This window comes from Nitratireductor sp. WH36-1 (genome assembly GCF_058725515.1).
The window spans coordinates 3,093,223-3,113,224 of sequence record NZ_CM178970.1 but is presented as its reverse complement, the minus strand read 5'-3'; the positions used below and the strand labels follow the sequence as shown (position 1 = coordinate 3,113,224).

General features: G+C 63.1%; 17 protein-coding genes. 11 read left to right on the top strand and 6 right to left on the bottom strand.

Annotated elements, in window-relative coordinates:
* Positions 1–4: 4 nt before the first annotated feature.
* Positions 5–1,123, bottom strand: a complete 1,119-nt coding sequence (mutY, locus tag AC4PTT_RS15070) for an A/G-specific adenine glycosylase (protein WP_492161550.1) — start codon at positions 1,121–1,123, stop codon at positions 5–7.
* A 50-nt stretch (positions 1,124–1,173) separates the two neighbouring features.
* Here mutY and AC4PTT_RS15065 point away from each other — a divergent pair, with 50 nt between their 5' ends.
* From AC4PTT_RS15065 to smc, 4 genes are all read left to right on the top strand, one after another.
* Positions 1,174–1,671 (top strand): DUF721 domain-containing protein, encoded by a 498-nt coding sequence (locus AC4PTT_RS15065; protein WP_206545860.1) that lies wholly within the window; start codon positions 1,174–1,176, stop codon positions 1,669–1,671.
* A 125-nt stretch (positions 1,672–1,796) separates the two neighbouring features.
* Positions 1,797–2,507, top strand: coding sequence for a DsbA family protein (locus AC4PTT_RS15060; RefSeq protein ID WP_283799267.1), 711 nt, complete (start codon positions 1,797–1,799; stop codon positions 2,505–2,507).
* Positions 2,508–2,538: 31 nt separating this feature from the next.
* A complete protein-coding gene (locus AC4PTT_RS15055) occupies positions 2,539–3,267 on the top strand; it encodes a DsbA family protein (RefSeq protein WP_317089074.1) in 729 nt (242 codons plus the stop codon).
* 54 nt (positions 3,268–3,321) lie between these two features.
* Positions 3,322–6,780 carry a chromosome segregation protein SMC gene (gene smc, locus AC4PTT_RS15050; protein WP_206547260.1) on the top strand — a complete coding sequence of 1,153 codons (3,459 nt, stop codon included), beginning with the start codon at positions 3,322–3,324 and terminating at the stop codon, positions 6,778–6,780.
* An 80-nt stretch (positions 6,781–6,860) separates the two neighbouring features.
* Here smc and AC4PTT_RS15045 read toward each other — a convergent pair whose 3' ends face one another.
* Positions 6,861–7,205 carry a VOC family protein gene (locus AC4PTT_RS15045; RefSeq protein WP_206545862.1) on the bottom strand — a complete coding sequence of 115 codons (345 nt, stop codon included), beginning with the start codon at positions 7,203–7,205 and terminating at the stop codon, positions 6,861–6,863.
* A gap of 151 nt (positions 7,206–7,356) precedes the next feature.
* On the opposite strand from AC4PTT_RS15045, the gene AC4PTT_RS15040 reads away from it, so the two are divergent.
* Positions 7,357–7,818, top strand: a complete 462-nt coding sequence (locus tag AC4PTT_RS15040; protein WP_206545863.1) for a DUF1810 domain-containing protein — start codon at positions 7,357–7,359, stop codon at positions 7,816–7,818.
* Here the strand turns inward: AC4PTT_RS15040 and AC4PTT_RS15035 are convergent.
* Positions 7,784–8,809 carry an AraC family transcriptional regulator gene (locus AC4PTT_RS15035; protein WP_492161549.1) on the bottom strand — a complete coding sequence of 342 codons (1,026 nt, stop codon included), beginning with the start codon at positions 8,807–8,809 and terminating at the stop codon, positions 7,784–7,786. The genes AC4PTT_RS15040 and AC4PTT_RS15035 overlap by 35 nt on opposite strands.
* Before the next feature lie 86 nt (positions 8,810–8,895).
* Here AC4PTT_RS15035 and AC4PTT_RS15030 point away from each other — a divergent pair, with 86 nt between their 5' ends.
* Together AC4PTT_RS15030 and ppdK are read left to right on the top strand one after the other, a co-directional pair.
* Positions 8,896–10,095 carry an MFS transporter gene (locus tag AC4PTT_RS15030; RefSeq protein WP_206554038.1) on the top strand — a complete coding sequence of 400 codons (1,200 nt, stop codon included), beginning with the start codon at positions 8,896–8,898 and terminating at the stop codon, positions 10,093–10,095.
* A gap of 264 nt (positions 10,096–10,359) precedes the next feature.
* On the top strand, positions 10,360–13,035 hold the full coding sequence (ppdK, locus tag AC4PTT_RS15025) for a pyruvate, phosphate dikinase (protein WP_206545866.1): 2,676 nt from the start codon (positions 10,360–10,362) through the stop codon (positions 13,033–13,035).
* 42 nt (positions 13,036–13,077) lie between these two features.
* Here the strand turns inward: ppdK and AC4PTT_RS15020 are convergent, their stop codons facing one another.
* Positions 13,078–13,440 (bottom strand): hypothetical protein, encoded by a 363-nt coding sequence (locus AC4PTT_RS15020; RefSeq protein ID WP_317089069.1) that lies wholly within the window; start codon positions 13,438–13,440, stop codon positions 13,078–13,080.
* A gap of 278 nt (positions 13,441–13,718) precedes the next feature.
* On the opposite strand from AC4PTT_RS15020, the gene AC4PTT_RS15015 reads away from it, so the two are divergent.
* Entirely contained in the window at positions 13,719–14,498 is a 780-nt protein-coding gene (locus tag AC4PTT_RS15015) for a DUF1499 domain-containing protein (protein ID WP_206993727.1), read from the top strand.
* A gap of 42 nt (positions 14,499–14,540) precedes the next feature.
* On the opposite strand, the gene AC4PTT_RS15010 is transcribed toward AC4PTT_RS15015, so the two are convergent.
* A complete protein-coding gene (locus tag AC4PTT_RS15010) occupies positions 14,541–15,446 on the bottom strand; it encodes an MBL fold metallo-hydrolase (RefSeq protein WP_206554036.1) in 906 nt (301 codons plus the stop codon).
* 129 nt (positions 15,447–15,575) lie between these two features.
* On the opposite strand from AC4PTT_RS15010, the gene AC4PTT_RS15005 reads away from it, so the two are divergent.
* From AC4PTT_RS15005 to AC4PTT_RS14995, 3 genes are all read left to right on the top strand, one after another.
* A complete protein-coding gene (locus tag AC4PTT_RS15005) occupies positions 15,576–16,181 on the top strand; it encodes a biotin transporter BioY (protein WP_113156220.1) in 606 nt (201 codons plus the stop codon).
* A gap of 104 nt (positions 16,182–16,285) precedes the next feature.
* Positions 16,286–17,272 carry a UDP-glucose 4-epimerase GalE gene (galE, locus tag AC4PTT_RS15000; protein WP_492161548.1) on the top strand — a complete coding sequence of 329 codons (987 nt, stop codon included), beginning with the start codon at positions 16,286–16,288 and terminating at the stop codon, positions 17,270–17,272.
* Positions 17,273–17,427: 155 nt separating this feature from the next.
* Positions 17,428–18,507, top strand: a complete 1,080-nt coding sequence (locus tag AC4PTT_RS14995) for an O-antigen ligase family protein (protein WP_113156221.1) — start codon at positions 17,428–17,430, stop codon at positions 18,505–18,507.
* A gap of 21 nt (positions 18,508–18,528) precedes the next feature.
* Here AC4PTT_RS14995 and AC4PTT_RS14990 read toward each other — a convergent pair whose 3' ends face one another.
* Positions 18,529–19,935, bottom strand: a complete 1,407-nt coding sequence (locus AC4PTT_RS14990) for a mannose-1-phosphate guanylyltransferase/mannose-6-phosphate isomerase (protein ID WP_206554033.1) — start codon at positions 19,933–19,935, stop codon at positions 18,529–18,531.
* Positions 19,936–20,002 lie beyond the last annotated feature (67 nt).

Genomic DNA, 20,002 nt, shown 5'->3' with positions numbered 1-20,002 from the left:
GGCTCTATCCCTTTCGGCGTTTTTTCGTGGCTCCGGGTATTGCAGCTTCAATTGCTTTTTTCATGACGGTTGGCAGCGCCTCGCCCGGAAGGGCGTCTGGGTTGGACCACCAGCCATCGCCGGCTGGCGCGTTCTGCGGCAGTTCGGCGCGGAAGACGGAAAGCTCAAGGGCGAAATGGGTGAAGACGTGGCGGATCGCGCCAGCCGCCTGCCAGTCGGCGGGGAAGGGCGCTGCGGTGATGTCGGCGATGCCATCCTGCCGCGCGGTCCACTGGCTGCCGGGCACTTCGGTCATGCCGCCCAGAAGGCCCTGCGGCGGACGCTGGCGCAGGAGCACCGCGCCATCGGCGCGCATTGCGACGAAGGCCGCACCCTTGCGGACGGGCTTTTCCGTTTTGGGAGCCTTCACGGGGAAGCGCTCGGCCGTGCCTTCGCGCCGGGCCGTACAGCCCTCCGTGATGGGGCAGAGCACACAGGCGGGCTTGCGTGGCGTGCAGATCGTCGCGCCCAGATCCATCATGGCCTGCGCGAAATCGCCGGGCCGGTCGTGCGGCAATGCCGCAGCGACACGGGCGCGGATTTCCGGTTTTGCCTGCGGCAGCGGGGTCTCGATCGAGAAGAGACGGGTGATGACGCGCTCGATATTGCCATCCACAACGGCGGCGGGCTGGTTGAAGGCGATGGCGGACACGGCGGCGGCCGTGTAATCGCCAATGCCCGGCAGCGCCTTGAGGCCGGCCTCGGTGTCGGGAAAGCGGCCGCCATGTTCGGCAGCAACGGTCTCGGCGCATTTCTTGAGATTGCGGGCGCGCGAATAGTAGCCGAGCCCCGCCCAGGCCTTCATCACGTCGTCGGTTTCGGCGGCGGCGAGCGCCTCGACGGTGGGCCAGGCCTCCACGAAAGCCTCGAAATAGCTTTTGACCGCGCCGACCGTGGTCTGCTGGAGCATGATTTCGGACAGCCAGACCCGGTAGGGATCGGGCAGGACGCCGACAAGAGTTTCATGCGGCGGGGTGCGCCAGGGCAGGTGCCGGTGGTGGCGGTCGTACCAGGCCAGAAGCGGGCGCGAAAAATCGGTCGAAGATGCTTGCGCGTCGGTGACCGACGCTTCCGTGCGTGCCATACTGGAGAGGAACTCAATATGCGTTGCGGATCAATTCGAGAAATCATGTCATGACAGGGAAGAGGCGTTACGGCAATCCCGTTGCGGTGAGCGACATCGCCACCGGTATTCTCGACCCGGTGATGCGCAAGCGCGCCGGGCTTTCGGTGGAACTGGTGCAGTCGTGGAGCGAGATCGTGGGCGAGCGGCTGGCGCTCAGCACGCAGCCTGAAAAGCTCGCATGGCCGCGCCGCCGGCACGAGGACGATCCGTTTGAGCCGGCCACGCTGGTGATCGCCTGCGAGGGGGCGGCGGCTTTGCGCCTGCAGCACGAGACGGGCGAGGTGATTGGCCGGGTGAATGCGTTTCTGGGCTTTGCAGCCGTGGGGCGCGTGAAGATCGTTCAAAAGCCGGTAAAGGTTGCGCCACAGCGCCGCCCGCGCCCGAAGCGGGCACTGACCGCCCCGGAGAACGAGCGGATCGATCAGCTGACCGCAGGCATTGAGGATGATGCGCTGCGGCAATCGCTCCAGAAACTGGGTGAGAGCATTGCGCGCAAGCGCGGGTGAGCCGATCACCAAAACGTGATAGGGCGCTTGCTTTAGAAAATGACGCGCTTGACCCAAATTCGCCCGAAACGCCCGCTTTGTGGCGTTACGCTAGGCAACACTCCAAGACGAACAGGTGATTCTTCATGTCCGAAATGATCCAGCGCCGCAGACTTCTTCTCTCCATGGCCGCCTTGCCGGCGCTTGGACTGGGACTGGCCGCGTGCTCCGACACCAATGCCGAAGCCAATGCGGGCAAGCCCGGGACGGATCCGGTGACGACCGCTTCGGTGGATGCGCCTGCCTCGACCGGTTCGGTGGACATGGAGAAGCTGCTTGAAGAGGGCGCGCTCGAAGACAAGGTGCTGGGCGACGAGAACGCGCCGGTGACCATCGTCGAATATGCCTCGATGACCTGCAGCCACTGCGCCACCTTCCACGTGCGGACCTATCCGGAACTGAAGAAGAAATACATCGACACGGGCAAGGTGCGCTTCATCATGCGCGAGTTCCCGTTCGACCCGCGCGCGGAAGCCGGTTTCATGCTGGCGCGCTGCTCGGGCGACAATTACCACGCCATGGTCGACGTTCTGTTCAAGCAGCAGAACAGCTGGGCGCCGGTGCAGGATGCGCAGACCGCGCTTCTGAACATCTCCAAGCTTGCCGGTTTCTCGAAGGAGAGCTTTGAGGCCTGCCTGACCGATCAGGAGCTTCTGACCAAGGTGCGCGCAGTGCGTACGCGCGGTGCGGAAGAATTCGGCATCGACGCGACGCCGACCTTCTTCATCAACGGCAAGAAATATTCCGGCGCGCTGTCCATTGATGAAATTTCTGCCGTAATCGACGGTATGCTCTAAGAGCGACTGATTTCGCCACCGGCTCCGGCCGGTGGCGCTTTGTTTAAAAGGTTTTTGTTTTATGCGTTTGCTTTCGGTGCGCCCCGGATGTTTTTCCGGGCGCGGCCATGGGGACGATCATCGCGGTGGTCGTCGTTTTTTGAAGTCTCTGGCGCTTGTTCTGGCGCTCTTTGGAACCGGATTTTCTGCTGATCGAACCATGGCGGCGATGGCTGCCGGGGTGGACGCTGAATTGCTGCTCGAGGCCGGTGGCCTTGAGGAGAAGGTGCTCGGAGAAGCCGGCGCGCCGGTGACGATCGTGGAATATGCGTCGATGACCTGCGCTCATTGCGCGCGCTATCACACCGAGACGCTGCCGGAGCTCAAGCGCAAATATATCGAGACGGGCAGGGTGCGCTACATTGTGCGCGGCATCCCGACAGACCCGCGCGCGGAAGCCGGTCTGATGCTTGCCTATTGCTCGAAAGGCAATTATTTCAACGTCTCCGATCTCCTTTACAAAACCCAGTCTGAGTGGGCCTGGGCCAAGGATGGGCGCTCTGCCCTGTTGAAAACCGCCAGAATTGCGGGATTCTCACAGAAGAGCTTCGAAGCTTGCTTGACGGACCGCGAGCTTCTGGATGAAGTCAGAGCAATGCGCAATTGGGGTTTGGAGCGCCTGGGGATTGAGGCCGTTCCTACGTTCTTCATCAATGGGATGAAGCATTCGGGAGCCATGTCGATTGACGAAATGTCGGCGATCATCGACGGCATGCTTTAGCGGGCAACGCAATTGCCTGCCGCTTTCGCGCGCGCTGGCGCGGGTGAGGGCGGCATGAAGTTCACCAAACTGCGCCTTCTGGGCTTCAAATCCTTTGTCGAGCCGGGTGAGTTCATCATCGAAAGCGGGCTGACCGGTGTGGTCGGGCCGAATGGCTGCGGCAAGTCCAATCTGGTCGAAGCGCTGCGCTGGGTGATGGGCGAAAGCTCATACAAGAACATGCGCGCCTCCGGCATGGACGACGTGATCTTCTCGGGCTCGGGAACGCGCCCGGCGCGCAATACCGCCGAGGTGACGCTCTTTCTCGACAACAGCGACCGCACCGCGCCGGCCTCCTACAATGATGCGGATGAATTGCAGGTTTCGCGCCGGATCGAGCGCGAGGCGGGGTCGGTCTATCGCATCAATGGCAAGGAAGCGCGCGCGCGTGACGTGCAGCTTCTGTTCGCCGACCAGTCAACCGGCGCACGTTCACCCTCCATGGTGGGGCAGGGGCGCATTGGCGAGCTGATCCAGGCAAAGCCGCAGGCGCGCAGGGCGCTTCTGGAAGAGGCGGCCGGCATTTCCGGCCTGCACTCGCGCCGCCATGAGGCCGAACTCAGACTGCGCGGTGCGGAGCAGAATCTCGAGCGGCTCGACGATGTGGTGAGCGAACTCGACAGCCAGATCGAAAGCCTCAAGCGTCAGGCCCGCCAGGCGTCGCGCTTCAAGAAGCTCTCCGCAGAAGTGCGCAAGGCCGAGGCTATCCTGCTTCATCTGCGCTGGTCATCGGCCAAGAGCCAGGAAGCGGAGGCGCAGAGCGCGCTTTCGCAGGCGACCGCGCTGGTTGGCGAGACCGCCAGCGGCCAGATGGAAGCCGCCAAGGCGCAGGCGATTGGCGCGCACAAGCTGCCGGAACTGCGCGATGCGGAAGCCGCCGCCGCCGCCGCCCTGCAGCGCCTGACCATTGCGCGCACGCAGATCGAGGAAGAGGCGAAGCGCGTTCAGGCGCGAACGCAGGAATTGCAGAAGCGGATCGATCAGCTCAATGCGGACGTGGCGCGTGAAGAGCAGATGGTGCGCGACAATGCGGAAGCGCTGGCGCGGCTTGCCGAAGAAGAAGAGACGCTGAAAGAGGCCGAGGACGGCGCGGAAGGCCGCGATATCGAACTGCAGAATGTGTTCGAGACGGTTTCCGAGGAGCTTTCGGCAGCGGAAGAGCTGCTTTCGCGGCTGACGGCGGAGAAGGCCGAGGCATCGGCGACGCGTCAGCAGGCCGAGCGCGCGATCCGCGAGCAGGCCGAGCGCCGGGACCGGCTGGCGCGGCAGGTTGCGACCATGGATGCCGAGCTTCAGGAAATCACGGGCCGGATTGCCGGTCTGCCTGACCCGGCTGAAAAGCGGCTTCTGATGGAAGAAGCCGCGGAACGCGTGGAGATGGCCGAAGGCGCGGCTGCGGAATGCGAAGAGCGGGTCGCTGCCGCACGTGAGACGGAACAGGCTGCCCGACCGCCGTTGCAGGAAGCGCGCTCCGAGCTTGGGCGTGTGGAGACGGAAGCGCAGACGCTGCGCAAGATCCTGAACGCCGGCGGCGCGGATCTTTATCCGGCGGTGCTTGAGCAATTGCGCGTGGAGCGCGGCTTCGAGACCGCGCTGGGCGCGGCGCTGGGCGAAGATCTGGACGTGCCGCTCGACAGTGCGGCTCCGGTCTATTGGGGGCCGTCCGGGGTTTCGGCGGATGATCCGGCGCTGCCGGAAGGCGTCATGGCGCTCGCTTCCGTGGTGAAGGCCCCGGAACAGCTTGCGCGCCGGCTCTCGCAGATCGGCATCGTGGATGCGGAAGACGGGCCGCGCCTTCAGAAGCTTCTGAAGACCGGGCAGCGTCTGGTGGCGCGCGATGGCGCACTGTGGCGGTGGGACGGCTACCGCGCCAGCGCGGATGCGCCGACGGCTGCGGCGCAGAGGCTGGCGCAGAAGAACCGGCTTGCCGAACTAGATGGCGAAGTGATCGAGGCGACGGCGCGACTGCACGCGGCGGAGACGGCGCTGGCGGATGCGGAACACGCGGTGAAGGCTGCGGTGGAAGCCGAGCGGCGCACCCGTGAAGAAGGGCGCGAAGCGCAGGCGGCGCTCGGCCGCGCGCGCGATGCGCTGGCGAGTGCGGAGAGGGCGGCAGGCGAGCTTTCCAGCCGCCGGATGAGCCTAGAAGAAGCGCGTGGCCGCGTTGTCGAGGATCATGAAGAGGCCGTGGCTTCGACCATGGCCGCCGAAGAAGCGCTGGAGAGCGCGCCCGACATCACCGAATTGCAGGCGCGGCTTGATCAGCAGTTTGCCGGGGTTTCGGCCAAGCGCGCGGCGGTGGCCGAGGCGCGGGCAGCCTATGAGGGATTGCGGCGCGAGGCCGATGCGCGCCGGCGCAGGCTCGAGGCGATTGCCGCCGAACGGCGCAGCTGGCAGTCGCGCGTGGAAAATGCTGACCGGCACACGGCAGCGCTCTTGCAGCGCCGTGGCGACACCGAAGCGGAGCTGGAAGAACTGGCCGAGGCTCCCGAAGAGATCGAGATGCGTGGCCGCGCGCTGCTTTCCGAAATTTCAAAGGCGGAAAATCTGCGCAAGGAAGCTGCCGACAAGCTGCAGGAAGCAGAGAACCGGCAGGCGGAGCTGGACAAGCTGGCGACCGCAAGCATCCAGTCACTTTCCTCGGCGCGCGAAAGCCGCGCCCGCGCGGAAGAACGCGTGACGGCGGCGGAAGAGCGGCGCAAGGAAGCCGAGGCGCGTATTCAGGAAGTGCTGAACGTGCCGCCGCACAAGGTGCTGGCCATGGCGGAGCTGGAACCGGATGCGCCCATGCCGGAGATCGCCGATGTGGAGCGGCGTCTCGAACGCTTCAAGATTGAGCGCGAGCGGCTCGGCGCGGTCAATCTCAGGGCTGAGGAAGAGCAGTCGGAACTCAGCGAACGGCACGGCACCATCGTGACCGAGCGCGAGGACGTGATCGAGGCGATCCGCAAGCTGCGGCTGGCCATCCAGAACCTGAACAAGGAAGGCCGCGAGCGCCTTCTGGCCGCCTTCGATGTGGTCAATGAGCAGTTCCAGCGTCTGTTCACCCACCTTTTCGGCGGCGGCACGGCGGAGTTGCAGCTGATCGAGTCCGATGATCCGCTGGAGGCGGGGCTGGAAATTCTCGCCCGCCCGCCAGGCAAGCGTCCGCAGACCATGACGCTGCTTTCCGGTGGCGAGCAGGCGCTGACGGCCATGGCGCTGATCTTCGCCGTGTTCCTGACCAATCCCGCACCCATCTGCGTGCTGGACGAGGTGGACGCGCCGCTCGACGATCACAATGTCGAGCGGTTCTGCAACCTCATGGATGAGATGGCGGCGTCAACGGATACGAGGTTCGTAGTGATCACCCACAACCCGATCACCATGGCGCGCATGAACCGTCTGTTCGGCGTGACCATGGCCGAGCAGGGCGTCAGCCAGCTGGTCTCTGTCGACCTCCAGACCGCCGAGCGCCTGCGCGAGGCAGTCTAGCATCGCGTCGCGGCCTGCCTGATCCGTGGTTTCGGGAAAATCAGGATGCGTGTCGAGATGCAGGATCGCCCCGCTCGCTCTCACGACTCGCTCCATACGGCCAGCTCATTGCCTGCCGGATCGGTGAAGTGGAAGCGCCGGCCACCTGGAAAAGAGAAGATCGGTTTGACAATCTCGCCGCCAGCTTCCCGCACGGTGGCGAGCGTCGCTTCCAGATCCTCCGAGTAAAGGACGGGGAGCGGTTTCCGGGTCGCGTCCGGCGCGCCGTCGAAGCCACCGTCGATCCCCTCGTTGAAGGCTGCGTATCCGGGGCCGTAATCGGTGAAAGACCAGGAAAAGGCCCGTGCGTAAAACGCCTTGACGCTGTCGATGGTGCCGCCCGAAGCGGGCATTTCGATATAGTCGAGCTTTCCGGTCTGGCGCATGACAACCTCCATTGTTCTTGATTTGTTCTAATTCATCTTCGTCTTGCTTGCAAGTCCTGAAGCAGATGCGCCGTGCTCTCGCGAAATGTCTGGGAAGTGTCTGGTAAAATGCGTCGGCAAGGTTCCCGGAAAATATTCGCGGAGACGGATGATGACGGAAGACCCTTTCGACCTTCAGCGCTTCGTGACGGCGCAGGCGGACTGCTTTGACGAGGCGCTGCGGGAGTTGCGCGCGGGGCGCAAGAGAACGCACTGGATGTGGTTCGTGTTTCCGCAATTGCGTGAGCTTGGACGTTCGCCAACCGCATTGTTTTACGGTCTGGTTTCGCTTGATGAAGCGCGGGCCTATCTTGTGCATCCGGTGCTTGGGCTGCGGCTGCGGGAAGCTACTGAAGCGGTGATGACGGGGGCGGGTAGCTCCCTGCACGAGATTTTCGGGACACCGGATGACCTGAAATTTCGCTCCTGCATGACCCTTTTCGCCTGCGCTGCCGGGCAGGGCGACACGCTTTTCTGCGAAGCCCTGCGGCAATTGTGTGAGGGGCGCGCGGATGAGGCGACTCTCGGTCTTCTTGGGGTTAAGCTGGGGGAGTGGCGTCCGCCCGATCCATAGGCGCGGGGCGCATGGGCGCAGGCGTGGCAGCGCGCATCGCACCGGGCGGCTTTCCGATCACGCGCTTGAAGGCGCGGCTGAATGCTGCCTGTGAACCATAGCCAAGGCGGTGCGCTGCCGTTTCGATGGCCAGCCCCTCGCGGCTGATCCACTGGGCGGCGAGGCGCATTCTCAGCTCCGTCAGATAGCGCACGGGCGTCATGCCGGTGACGGTCTGGAACCGCTCGGCAAAGACGGAGCGGGAGCTGCCCATTTGCCTTGCCAGTTCGGCGACGGTCCAGTCGCGACCGGGGTCGCGGTGCAGGGCGGCGATCACATGACCAAGGCGCGGATCGCGCAGCGCCGCCACCCAGCCGCTTGAGCCGCCGCAGCCGCATTCGACCCAGGAGCGGACGATGAAAGCGGAAACCACATCGGCAAGCCGCGCGAGGATGCCGGCAAAACCCGCGCGGTCTCCCCGTGTCTCACGCTCCATCGCATCGAGGATGGGCAGGATTTCCGGATAACGCTCCAGAAGCGTGGACACGCGCATGACATCGGGCATGAGTGCGACGAGCGGGTGCATGCTGCCCAGATCGAACTCCATGCATCCGGAGAAGATGAGCGCATCGTTTTGGCGATCCGGCTCGTTCGAACAGGCAATGATCTCTTTGACATCGCGGCAGAGCGGCCTGGCCTGGAAATTCGTGATGCACTGGCTCTGAAAGTCCGGCTCGGAGAGGAGAGCGTGTTCACCGCCGCGCGGCAGAAGAACGGCGTCGCCGGTTTCAAGTGTATGAAGCGTGTCGTCAGGGCCGCGAAGGTAGACGGGACCACGGCCCACGAAGTGAAACTGGGCCCGCCCTTCGATGGTGCCGTAGCGAATGCCGAAGGGCGGCGTGATCTGGGTGCGGTGATAGGACATCCCGTAAAGGCGCATGCCCATGAGCAGTTCGCTGACCAGATCCGGATTGGCGAGTGATGGTGGTGTTTCGGCGTTTCGATCAATCATTCCGGTTTTTGTGACATGGTTCGTCCGGAATGTCCAATCTATCTCTTTTGCACTGCAAAACAGATTGCATGCGAAAGGAAAGACATATGGACGAAGCCCCGCAGTGGACAGGCGCACAGGCCAGCCGGCAACCGGCCTGGGGCGCAGTGATTTCGATGACCCTAGGCGTGTTCGGGCTGGTGACAGCGGAATTTCTGCCGGCAAGCCTTTTGACGCCGATGGCGACTGATCTCGGTATTTCGGAAGGGATGGCCGGACAGGCGGTGACCGCGACGGCACTGGTGGGGCTGGTGGCGAGCCTGCTGATCTCTGCGGTGACCCGCAGCATCGACCGGCGGCGTGTGCTGCTGTCGTTCACGGTGCTTCTCATCGTGGCCAACCTGATGGTGGCGTTTGCACCGAACCTGCCGGTTCTGCTCACGGGCCGGGTTCTGCTGGGCATCGCGCTTGGTGGCTTCTGGGCCATATCGACGGCGGTGGCGATGCGGCTGGTGCCGGAGGCGCTGGTGCCGCGCGCGCTTTCGATGATCGTGAGCGGCGTGGCCGCGGCAACCATCGTCGCCGCGCCCCTTGGCAGCTATGTGGGGGAGATGTGGGGCTGGCGCAGCGTGTTCCTGCTGGCAACGGTTCTCGGAGCGATCACCTTTGTGGTGCAGTTCGCGACCCTGCCGGCGATGGCTCCGAATGCGGCAACCCGGCTTCGCACGCTGGTGGATGTGCTGGCGCGGCCCGGTGTGGGGTGGGGCCTGCTGGCGGCGATGCTGGTGTTTGCCGGTCATTTCGCCTTCTTCACCTATATCAGGCCGCATCTGGAAATCGTGACGGGTGGGAGCATCACGGCCGTTTCGGGCATGCTGCTGGGCTTTGGCGTGGCCAATTTTCTGGGGTCGCTGTTTGCCGGCCTTCTGGTGGAGCGCAGCCTGCGCCGCACGCTGATGACCGTGCCGCTGGTGATGGGGCTTTTGGGCTTCGCTCTTCTCTCGGTCGGCTCATTGCCGCTGGCGAATGCCGTGATGATTGCGCTCTGGGGGCTGGCGTTCGGTGCCGTTCCGGTGAGCTGGTCCACGTGGCTGGCGCGGACGGTGCCGGATCAGGCCGAAAGCGCCGGCGGTCTTCTGGTGGCGGCAATCCAGTTTGCCATCGCCATTGGCGCGGCAGGCGGCGGGCTGATTTTCGATGTCGGCGGCGCGCAGGGCGTGTTCAGCGTTTCGAGCGTGGTGCTGGTACTGGCGGCAGTGATGATCTTCATCCGCGTTCGCCCGCAGGTGGTGGCAGCGCCTGCCTGACGCAGCGCGGAAAAAACAGAACGGTTGCGGGATGGGGCGAGAGCCTCGTCCCGTCTGCTTTGGCAAGCAGAAGCACTGTTGCCCTTGTCACATGTAGAACTGTTCCATTCCCGGTAAGAAAAAATCTTCTCTTCAATCGATAAAGCGGCGGATGCTCCGTTGGTTGGCCTTGCCTTGATGGTCGCTGCCGCTTAACGCTGCCTCCCGTAGCCGGTGCAGCACAAGTTCCAGGCGCCGGCAAATCGACCGGAAGGGGAATGCAGCATGACCAAGTGGGTCTATGTGTTTGGCGATGGACGTGCCGAAGGCAGCGCGGGCGAGAAAAATCTGCTCGGCGGCAAGGGCGCAAATCTGGCGGAGATGTGCAGCCTCGGGCTGCCGGTGCCGCCCGGCTTTACGATCACGACCGACCTTTGCTCCCACTATTATGCGAATGGCCGCACCTATCCGGACGCGCTGAAAACACAGGTCGAGGCCGCGCTTGACGAGGTCGGCCGGGTCGCCGCCCGCCGTTTCGGCGATGCGGGGCAGCCGCTTCTGGTTTCCGTGCGCTCGGGCGCACGCGCCTCCATGCCCGGCATGATGGACACGGTGCTCAATCTCGGCCTCAATGATGAGACGGTCGAGGCGATCGCGGCAGAAGCCGGCGATGCGCGCTTTGCCTATGACAGCTACCGCCGCTTCATCCAGATGTACTGCAATGTCGTGCTCGGGCTCGATCATGATCTCTTCGAGGAAATCCTTGAAGAGGAGAAGGCGCGGCTCGGCTACGAGGTCGATACGGAGTTTTCGGCCGAGGACTGGCAGAACGTTATTGCGCTCTACAAGGGCCGCATCGAAAGCGAACTTGGCGCGCCATTCCCGCAGGACCCGCACGAGCAGCTGTGGGGCGCGGTGGGCGCTGTGTTCTCTTCATGGATGAACCCGCGTGCGGTGACCTATCGCCGGCTGCATGACATCCCCGAAAGCTGGGGCACGGCGGTCAATGTGCAGGCCATGGTGTTCGGCAACCGGGGTGAGGATTCGGCAACCGGCGTTGCCTTTACCCGCGATCCTTCGACCGGCGAGAAAGCGCTTTACGGCGAGTTTCTGGTCAATGCGCAGGGTGAGGATGTGGTGGCAGGCATTCGCACGCCGCAGAACATCACCGAGGCGGCGCGGCTTGCGGCGGGCTCCGACAAGCCGTCGCTCGAAAAGCTGATGCCCGAGGCGTTCAACGCCTTCACCCGGATCGCCGACACGCTGGAGCGGCATTACCGCGACATGCAGGATCTGGAGTTCACCATCGAGCGCGGCAAGCTGTGGATGCTGCAGACGCGCTCGGGAAAGCGCACGGCAAGTGCGGCGCTGAAAGTAGCCGTGGACATGGCCAATGAGGGGCTGATCACGCGTGACGAGGCGGTGACCCGCATCGATGCGGCGTCGCTCGACCAGCTTCTGCACCCGACCATCGATCCGTCTGCCCCGCGCGACATTATCGGCATGGGCCTGCCGGCCTCGCCGGGCGCTGCGACGGGCGAGATCGTGTTCTCGTCCGAAGCCGCCGAAGAGGCCAAGGCCGAAGGACGCCGGACCATTCTGGTGCGGGTGGAGACGAGCCCCGAGGACATTCACGGCATGCATGCCGCCGAAGGCATTCTGACGACGCGCGGCGGCATGACGAGCCACGCGGCGGTGGTGGCGCGCGGCATGGGCAAGCCCTGCGTTTCGGGTGCCGGTTCGCTGCGTGTCGATCATCGCAAGGGCGTGCTTCTCGCCATGGGGCAGATGCTCAAGGCAGGCGACACGATCACCATCGATGGTGCAACGGGGCAGGTGCTGAAGGGCGCGGTCCCCATGCTGCAGCCCGAACTTTCCGGCGATTTCTCCACCATTATGAGCTGGGCCGACGAGGCGCGGCGCATGAAGGTGCGCGCCAATGCCGAAACGCCGGCTGATGCCCGCACGGCGCGTTCCTTCGGCGCGGAGGGCATCGGCCTTTGCCGCACGGAGCACATGTTCTTCGATGATGGCCGCATCCTCGCCATGCGCGAGATGATCCTGGCCGACACCGAAAGCGACCGGCGCGCGGCCCTCGCGAAGCTTCTGCCCATGCAGCGCTCCGATTTCGTGGAGATCTTCGAGGTGATGGCCGGGCTGCCGGTCACGATCCGTCTGCTCGACCCGCCGCTGCACGAGTTCCTGCCGAAGACCGAAGAGGAAATCGGCGAGGTGGCTGCCGCCATGGGCGTTTCGGCGGAGAAGCTGCGCCAGCGCACCGAGGCGCTGCATGAGTTCAACCCGATGCTCGGCCATCGCGGTTGCCGTCTGGCGATTTCCTATCCGGAGATCGCTGAGATGCAGGCGCGCGCCATCTTCGAGGCTGCGGCAGAGGCGGCTGAGAAAGCCGGCAAGCCGGTGGTGCCGGAGGTGATGGTGCCGCTCGTTGGCATGTCGGCCGAGCTGACCTTCGTGAAGAACCGCATCGACGCGGTGGCCAAGACCGTGATGGAAGAGCGCGGCATCACGCTCGACTATCTGGTCGGCACGATGATCGAGCTGCCGCGCGCGGCATTGCGGGCAGACGAGATCGCAGGCAGCGCCGAGTTCTTCTCCTTCGGGACGAACGATCTGACGCAGACCGCATTCGGCATCTCGCGTGACGATGCGGCTTCCTTCCTTGAAACCTATCGCACACGCGGCATCATCGAGCAGGACCCGTTCGTGTCGCTTGATGTGGATGGCGTTGGCGAGCTGGTGCGGATTGCCTCTGAAAAGGGACGCACGGCGCGGCCGGAAATCAAGCTCGGCATCTGCGGAGAGCATGGCGGCGACCCGGCGTCGATCCGCTTCTGCGAGACGGTGGGGCTGGACTATGTGTCGTGCTCGCCCTTCCGTGTGCCCATTGCGCGGCTTGCGGCAGCGCAGGCCGCCATTCACGCGGGCAAAGGCGCAGCCTGACGCGCTCTGCCAAATGAAGCCGTCGGGGATCCGTGGGCCGCGTTACTGAACGCGGTCCAACGTCGTTATCAGGCTGGCATAGGCATTGACGATGCGCGCCACCGGCAGATCGCTGGTCTCAATGCTCTCGACATCAAGCGTGTCGCTTCCCGTCCGCTGTACCACGAGCGCATGGACAGGCGTGTCCTCGTCCTCAAGCTCAATGGCGGCAACCCAGTCGCAATCGTTCACGCCATCAAGGCGCATCTGAAACAGAAGACGCCCTTCGATCTGTTCAAGAGCGTGTTTCACCGCGCCCTCAAAACCCTGTTCGACGAAATCCTGATGTTTGAGGGCGAGCTCCAGCTCGACCAGTTCGAGCGGGCCTGCTGCCGTTTCGTTCTGTTCTAGAAGCGCAGTCTGCATGGCGGAACCTCACAACATTTTCCCACGCAACCCCTCCGACCATGACATTGTGCGTGCGAGCGTGGCTGGATTATGGCGTGTTACAATAACCTAAGAAGATGGTTATATGGTCCGGTTGTCACCTGTTTCAAGGCGCGGGTGCTGGCTGAATCATTGTCGCAGCCAATGGGTGCAAGGCCCTGAAATCTTAAACATTCCACTGAAATTGAATTTTCTGCCGATCAGCAATGCGTTATGAGGCTCTATCTCTGATGGCAATGGCGCGTTCGGTTGGGTTCATGACGGCAACATTGGTACGGCAAATGGCTCCCGCCGCTCCCTGGTGTCGAAGGCTTGCGCTCTTCTCGCTGGTTCTGCTCATCGTGTCGGGCGCATCGCATCGCTTCGGACTTCTGGAAACGGTTCCTTTCCTGTGGCTCCTGGGGCTGGGCGGAGCGCTTGCCTTTGTCGCCTTCATGCTCGGTGTGATGGCGCTTCTGCAGGTCTGGGAACATGGCTCTCTGGGTGCTGCAATGGCGGCGGGCGGCATGGTCATCGCGGCCATTGCGCTGGTTCCCTTCGGCATTTCCGGATACCGCTTTTTTGAACACCCGCAACTGGTCGACATCTCGACCGACCCTGAAAACCCGCCGCAAATGCCACTGGCTGCGAGGGCGCGGAGCGGCGTGATGAATGCCGTCGAGCCCATGTCTGCCGAGAGCCAGGCAATGCAGCAGCAGGACTATCCCGAGGTGACGGGGCGGCGCTACGAGTACACGGCTGACAATGTCATTGAAGTTGTGCGCGCGATGATGCGCGAGAGGGGATGGCAGCCACAGGGGCCTGAAGGGCTGCAACTTGCCGGCGCCAGCGTCACGCTGGAAGGGGTGGCGCATTCCTATCTTCTGGGGTTTGCGTCTGATGTGGCCATACGCATCGAAGACGACCAGGCTGCCACCTTCGTCGACATGCGGTCGGCGTCTCGATATGGACGCCACGATCTTGGGGACAATGCGCAGCGTATCCAGCGCTTCCTGAAGGAACTTGATGAACGCATGGCCTTCCTGGCCCCGGTCTAGCGCTTTAGGCTGTTTCCGCTTTCGCCGAAATCGCTCTCGCATTCAGCCCGGAAAATAGATCGCGTCGATTGACGGATCGTTCTCCGTCGTCACGGCCCCGCGTGCGACCAGATCTTCCAGATGGGCGAGAACGGAGAGGGCGGCTGCCCCATGAAGCCGGGGATCGGTGTCCCGGTAAATGGCCTGAACCATTTCCGTTATGGTGCGATCACCGCGCTCGATGCGGTCCAGAACGGCGCGCTCGCGCATCTTCCGGTGGGCCTTCAGGCCACGCATGAAGCGCTGGGGCATGCGGACGCGACTGCCATGGCCGGGCAGGAACACCGTGTCGTCACGCTCCAGCAGGCGATCAAGCGAGGCCATGTAATCGGACATCGCGCCGTCGGGCGGGGCGACGATGGAGGTGGCCCAGGCCATCACATGGTCTGCCGAGAAGAGCACGCCGGTTCCTTCCAGCGCGAACACCGCATGATTGGCGGCGTGGCCCGGCGTGTGGATTGCGCGCAGCGCCCAGCCATCGCCCTCGACAAGCTCGTCATCGGCGAGTGCGATGTCGGGCCTGAAATCCATGTCGGCGCTGGCGTCGAGCGGATTGGTTTCGCCAATGCGCAGCGGACGGGCGGCGCGGTGTGGGCCTTCTGCGCAGACCAGCGCGCCGGTCTCCCGCGAAAGCCTCGCGGCGAGCGGCGAGTGATCCTTGTGGGTGTGGCTGACGAAGATGTGGCTGACCGGCCGGCCGCCAATGGCCTTGAGCAGCGCCTGGAAGTGGGCTTCGTCCTCCGGGCCGGGATCAATGACGGCGAGGCTGGAGGTGCCGACGATATAGCTGTTCGTGCCGTGAAAGGTGAAGGCGCTGGGGTTGTTGACCGTAAGGCGCTGAATGTCGGGAGCGATCTCGACGGCCTCGCCATAGGCGGGGTCGAAACGCGTTTCAAATTCGAGAGCCATGGGCAACGGGTCCGAAAGTTGGATGCATGCTGGACGCCTGAAAAGCGCATTCAGGTTGCCGCATATCATGGAACCGCTTATAGGAGAAGGAAAGCGGAACAACTCGCATAAAGCATGAACGGAGACGCCATGTCGCTCGCTATCGCATCCAGATCCCTCGTGTCGCAGTCGCTGCCCGACAATGCAGCACGACGCCTGACCACCCAGCTCTTCCTTGCCGTGGGCGCAACGCTCCTGCTGGCGCTGTCGGCAAAGACGCGCGTTGTGCTTGGCCCGGTGGATCTTTCGCTGCAGACGCTGGCCGTTCTTCTGATCGGCGCAACCTTCGGCATGCGCCTCGGTGTTGCGACGCTGCTTCTCTACATGGCTGAAGGCGCGATGGGGCTGCCGGTTTTCCAGGGCACGCCGGAAAAGGGCATTGGCCTTGCATACATGATGGGACCGACGGGCGGTTACCTTCTGGGCTTTGTCGCCATGGCGGCGATTGCCGGCTGGGCGGCAGACCGCGGCTGGGACCGCAATCCGCTGAAGCTTGCCGGCGCGATGCTGGTGGCGGAGGCAGCTCTGATGGTGCTCGGCTTTGCATGGCTTGCAGGCCTGATCGGCGCTGAGAATGCCTGGCAGTTCGGCGTTGCGCCGTTCATCATGCCGGACCTGATCAAGGTGGCGCTGGCTGCCTGCTTCATGCCGGCGGCATGGGCGCTGCTGCGCGGCCTGGGTGTTTCCAGACACTAAGCGGTCATCGAATCGCCGCTTTCAAGCGGAACGGAGATCGGGCCAGAAGGGGATGTCTGGCCCGATTTTTTTATGATTTATTTTAGTTTTTTGAGAGGAACACCATGAGCGTGTTGGTCACTGGTGGCGCCGGTTATATCGGCAGCCATATGGTCTTGGAGCTTCTCGACCATGGAGAAGACGTGGTCGTTCTCGATCGGTTGAGCACGGGCTTTGATTGGGCGGTTCCCGAAGCGGCAACGCTGGTGGTGGGGGATATCGCCGACCAGACGCTGGTGGAGGAAATGATCCGCAAGCATGATGTGGACGCGATCATTCACTTTGCGGGCTCGATCATCGTGCCGGAATCCGTATCCGACCCGCTTGGCTATTATCTCAACAACACAGTCAAATCCCGCAGCCTGATCGAGAGCGCGGTTCGCTGCGGGGTTCCTCATTTCATCTTTTCTTCCACGGCTGCGGTCTATGGCAGCCCCGCGCGCTTCCCGGTGGGAGAAGATGCCGAACTGCGACCTGAGTCACCCTATGGCACCTCCAAAATGATGACGGAGCTCATGCTGCGGGACTGTGCGGCTGCGCACGATTTCGACTATACGGCGCTCCGCTATTTCAACGTCTCCGGTGCTGATCCGCAATTGCGTACGGGGCAGTCGACCAAGGGCGCAACGCATCTGATCAAGGTTGCCTGCGAGACCGTGACAGGCAAACGTAGCCATATGGAAGTTTTCGGCACGGACTATGAAACGCCGGACGGCACCTGCGTACGTGATTACATTCATGTCTCCGATCTGGTGAACGCACATTACCTGGCGCTCCGTCGCATGCGTTCGGGTGGTGGTAGCCTCGTGGCCAATTGCGGCTACGGAAACGGTTATTCCGTTCTTGAGGTGATTGAGGCGGTTAAAGAGGTGGCGCAGACCGATTTCGACGTGCGCATCGGCGATCGCAGGCCCGGTGATGCGGTTGCCATCGTTGCGGAGGCGGAGCGGTGCCGGAGGGAGCTTTCCTGGGAACCAAGGTATGACGATCTGCGCCAGATCGTGACGCATGCGCTGAGCTGGGAAAAGAAGCTTGCCGGACGGAACCGCTGATGCAGTATCGTAATATCAACAGGCTCTTTACGCTCGCCTGTTTCTCAATGCCGCCGGTCGTTGGGTCGGCAACAAGCGTGGTGTGGCATGGCGGCGCACTTTGGTGTGTCTTTGAAGTGCTTTCGGGACGGCGGCGGCTGAGCCCTGACAGCGCGATGCGCTGGATCGCCATGCTGATGCTGCTTTATGTGGCCGCGAACCTTGTCGCCTTCCTCATCAATGATCCTTCGTGGCAGAGTGTCTACAAGCTCCTGCCGCTTGCGACCTTCGCTTTGTTTCCCTTTTCCTACTCGATCTGGACAATCGCCGACCGGGAAGACGTGGCGCAGGCCGCACTCCTGGGATCGGTTATTGCAAGTTTCGGGGCATTGATTTTTGCCTTCGTACAGTCTGAGTTTCTGGGACTGCGTGCCGAGGGTGGCGCAGGCAACGCACTTGTGTTTGCGGATGTGGCTTGTCTGGCGGGCCTCACCTGTCTGGCAGGGGGGCTCATCCTTGACAGCAAGAAGGCTCTCTTTCTCCTGCTCGCTTTCGCGGCTGCTTTTGGAGCCGTACTGCTTTCAGAGTCCCGTTCTGTCTGGCTTGTGATGATTGTGCTCGCTTTCCTGCAATTGTTTATTTTCCGCGCGCGCGTCTTTACGGTTCTGAGAGGGCATGTGCTTGCGTTGCTGGGCGTAGCCTTGCTGTTGCTGGTCTTGACCTCCGGCCTTATTGTCAGCCGTTTCGATGCCCTTTGGCAGAACGTCGACAGGCTTATGGCCGGAGGGGATTACAACACCTCAATCGGACTGCGGGTGGCGCTCTGGGAAAGCGGTGTTCGGCTCTTTGCCGAGAGCCCGATTCTCGGCCACGGGATGCAGAACACCTCGGCGCTCATCAAGGAACATGTGCTGCGGGATTTCGGCATTGAGGTTGGGTTCACCCATTTTCACAACGGCTTCATGACCATCTTTATCGAGGGTGGCATTGTGGCGGGCTGTGCGGTGATCGCGATGTTCGCGGTGATCACCGTCTATGCGATAAAGAGCCTCGGCAACAAAGAGGACCCGCTCGCCCGCCTCGGCGGCGCGATGCTGCTCATGCTTGCAGCGGTCTATGCCGGAGGTGGCAGCGTGAACGTCATGTTCGGCCATGACATTCTTGACACGGTCTTCATGGTCTTTCTGATCGTGGGGCTGTTCCTGGCGCGGGGAACCTCGCGCCTGACCGATGCGGATCGGGCTGAAAGGCCTTGATGATCTGACGTCGCGGCCGCGTTATACGCGGCCGTAACGGTCCTCCAGACGCACGATGTCGTCTTCGCCCAGATAGGAGCCGGACTGCACCTCAATCAGCTCCAGCGGGATCTTGCCGGGGTTTTCCAGCGCGTGGATCTCGCCAAGCGGAATGTAGGTGGACTGGTTCTCGGTGAGCATGATCGTGTCTTCGCCCTTGAGAACCCGCGCCGTGCCGCGGACGACCACCCAGTGTTCCGCCCGGTGGTGGTGTTTCTGCACGGAGAGTTTTGCACCGGGCTTCACCGTGATGCGCTTCACCTGGTAGCGGTTGCCGAAATCGATGGAATCGTAATCGCCCCACGGACGATAGACCCGGCGATGGTCCACATGCTCGGTGCGGTCGGCGGATTTCAGCTGCGAGACGATCTCCTTGACGTGCTGAACGGCATCACGTTTGGCCACAAGGACCGCATCAGCCGTTTCAACGACCACGAGATCCTCAACGCCGACGATGGCGACGAGGCGTTTCTGCGCGGAGACAATGGAGTTTTTGGACGCGACCTGCAGAACATCGCCGATGAGCGCATTGCCATCCGCGTCCCGGTCCTGCGCCTCCCAGATGGCCGACCATGAGCCGATGTCGTTCCAGCCGGCGTCGAGCGGGACCACGGCCGCCCGGTCGGTCTTCTCCATAAGGGCATAGTCGATGGAATCGGAGGGGCATGCCTCGAAGGCCGCGCGCTCGGGGCGCAGGAAATAGGCATCGCTTTCCACGCCGGCCATAGCGGCGCGGCAGGCCTCCAGAATGGCGGGCGCATGTTTGTGCATGGCGTCCAGATAGACACTGGCGCGGAACAGGAACATGCCGCTGTTCCAGTCGCATGCGCCTTCCTTGAGATAGGCCTTGGCCGTTTCGAGATCCGGCTTTTCCTCGAAGCTGGCCACCGCAAAGCCGCTGTCGCCGATCTTCTTGCCACGGCGGATGTAGCCAAAGCCGGTTTCCGGACAGGTGGGCACGATACCGAAGGTGACGAGCCAGCCTTCCTCGGCAAGCGCCTTTGCCCTTGAGAGCCCCTCATGGAAGGCGGGCACGTTCTGGATCAGGTGATCTGCGGGCATGACGAGAAGCAGCGGGTCAGCGCCATTCGCCGTCGCCTGAAGGGCTGCGAGCGTGATCGCGGGCGCGGTGTTGCGGCCGACAGGCTCAAGCAGGATCGGCGCATTTTCGACGCCGGCCTGCCGAAGCTGTTCGGCCGCCAGAAAGCGGTGCTCTTCATTGCAGACGGTGAGGGGCGTGGCTGCGCCCAGCCCGTCCAGCCGGCGCATTGTCTGTTGCAGCATGGTGCTGTCGCCCACCAGGGCGCAGAACTGCTTGGGGTAGTGCTCGCGCGAAACCGGCCAGAGCCGCGTTCCCATTCCACCCGCCATGATCACCGGTACCAACATGAGCCTACCCCCGCCGTTCTGGTTCTGAACCTCTGGATCGCCTCGCACCCCTTCGAGCGCGCAAAGG

Bases quoted from the DNA above. Each gene is read 5' to 3' on its own strand.
- ppdK (WP_206545866.1), top strand. From the start codon at position 10,360: ATGACCAAGTGGGTCTATGTGTTTGGCGATGGACGTGCCGAAGGCAGC.
- mutY (WP_492161550.1), bottom strand. From the start codon at position 1,123: ATGGCACGCACGGAAGCGTCGGTCACCGACGCGCAAGCATCTTCGACC.
- AC4PTT_RS15005 (WP_113156220.1), top strand. From the start codon at position 15,576: ATGTCGCTCGCTATCGCATCCAGATCCCTCGTGTCGCAGTCGCTGCCC.
- AC4PTT_RS15015 (WP_206993727.1), top strand. From the start codon at position 13,719: ATGACGGCAACATTGGTACGGCAAATGGCTCCCGCCGCTCCCTGGTGT.
- AC4PTT_RS15060 (WP_283799267.1), top strand. From the start codon at position 1,797: ATGTCCGAAATGATCCAGCGCCGCAGACTTCTTCTCTCCATGGCCGCC.
- AC4PTT_RS15010 (WP_206554036.1), bottom strand. From the start codon at position 15,446: ATGGCTCTCGAATTTGAAACGCGTTTCGACCCCGCCTATGGCGAGGCC.
- AC4PTT_RS15040 (WP_206545863.1), top strand. From the start codon at position 7,357: ATGACGGAAGACCCTTTCGACCTTCAGCGCTTCGTGACGGCGCAGGCG.
- AC4PTT_RS15030 (WP_206554038.1), top strand. From the start codon at position 8,896: ATGGACGAAGCCCCGCAGTGGACAGGCGCACAGGCCAGCCGGCAACCG.
- smc (WP_206547260.1), top strand. From the start codon at position 3,322: ATGAAGTTCACCAAACTGCGCCTTCTGGGCTTCAAATCCTTTGTCGAG.
- AC4PTT_RS15045 (WP_206545862.1), bottom strand. From the start codon at position 7,205: ATGCGCCAGACCGGAAAGCTCGACTATATCGAAATGCCCGCTTCGGGC.
- AC4PTT_RS15020 (WP_317089069.1), bottom strand. From the start codon at position 13,440: ATGCAGACTGCGCTTCTAGAACAGAACGAAACGGCAGCAGGCCCGCTC.
- galE (WP_492161548.1), top strand. From the start codon at position 16,286: ATGAGCGTGTTGGTCACTGGTGGCGCCGGTTATATCGGCAGCCATATG.
- AC4PTT_RS15035 (WP_492161549.1), bottom strand. From the start codon at position 8,809: ATGATTGATCGAAACGCCGAAACACCACCATCACTCGCCAATCCGGAT.
- AC4PTT_RS15065 (WP_206545860.1), top strand. From the start codon at position 1,174: ATGACAGGGAAGAGGCGTTACGGCAATCCCGTTGCGGTGAGCGACATC.
- AC4PTT_RS14990 (WP_206554033.1), bottom strand. From the start codon at position 19,935: ATGTTGGTACCGGTGATCATGGCGGGTGGAATGGGAACGCGGCTCTGG.
- AC4PTT_RS14995 (WP_113156221.1), top strand. From the start codon at position 17,428: ATGCGCTGGATCGCCATGCTGATGCTGCTTTATGTGGCCGCGAACCTT.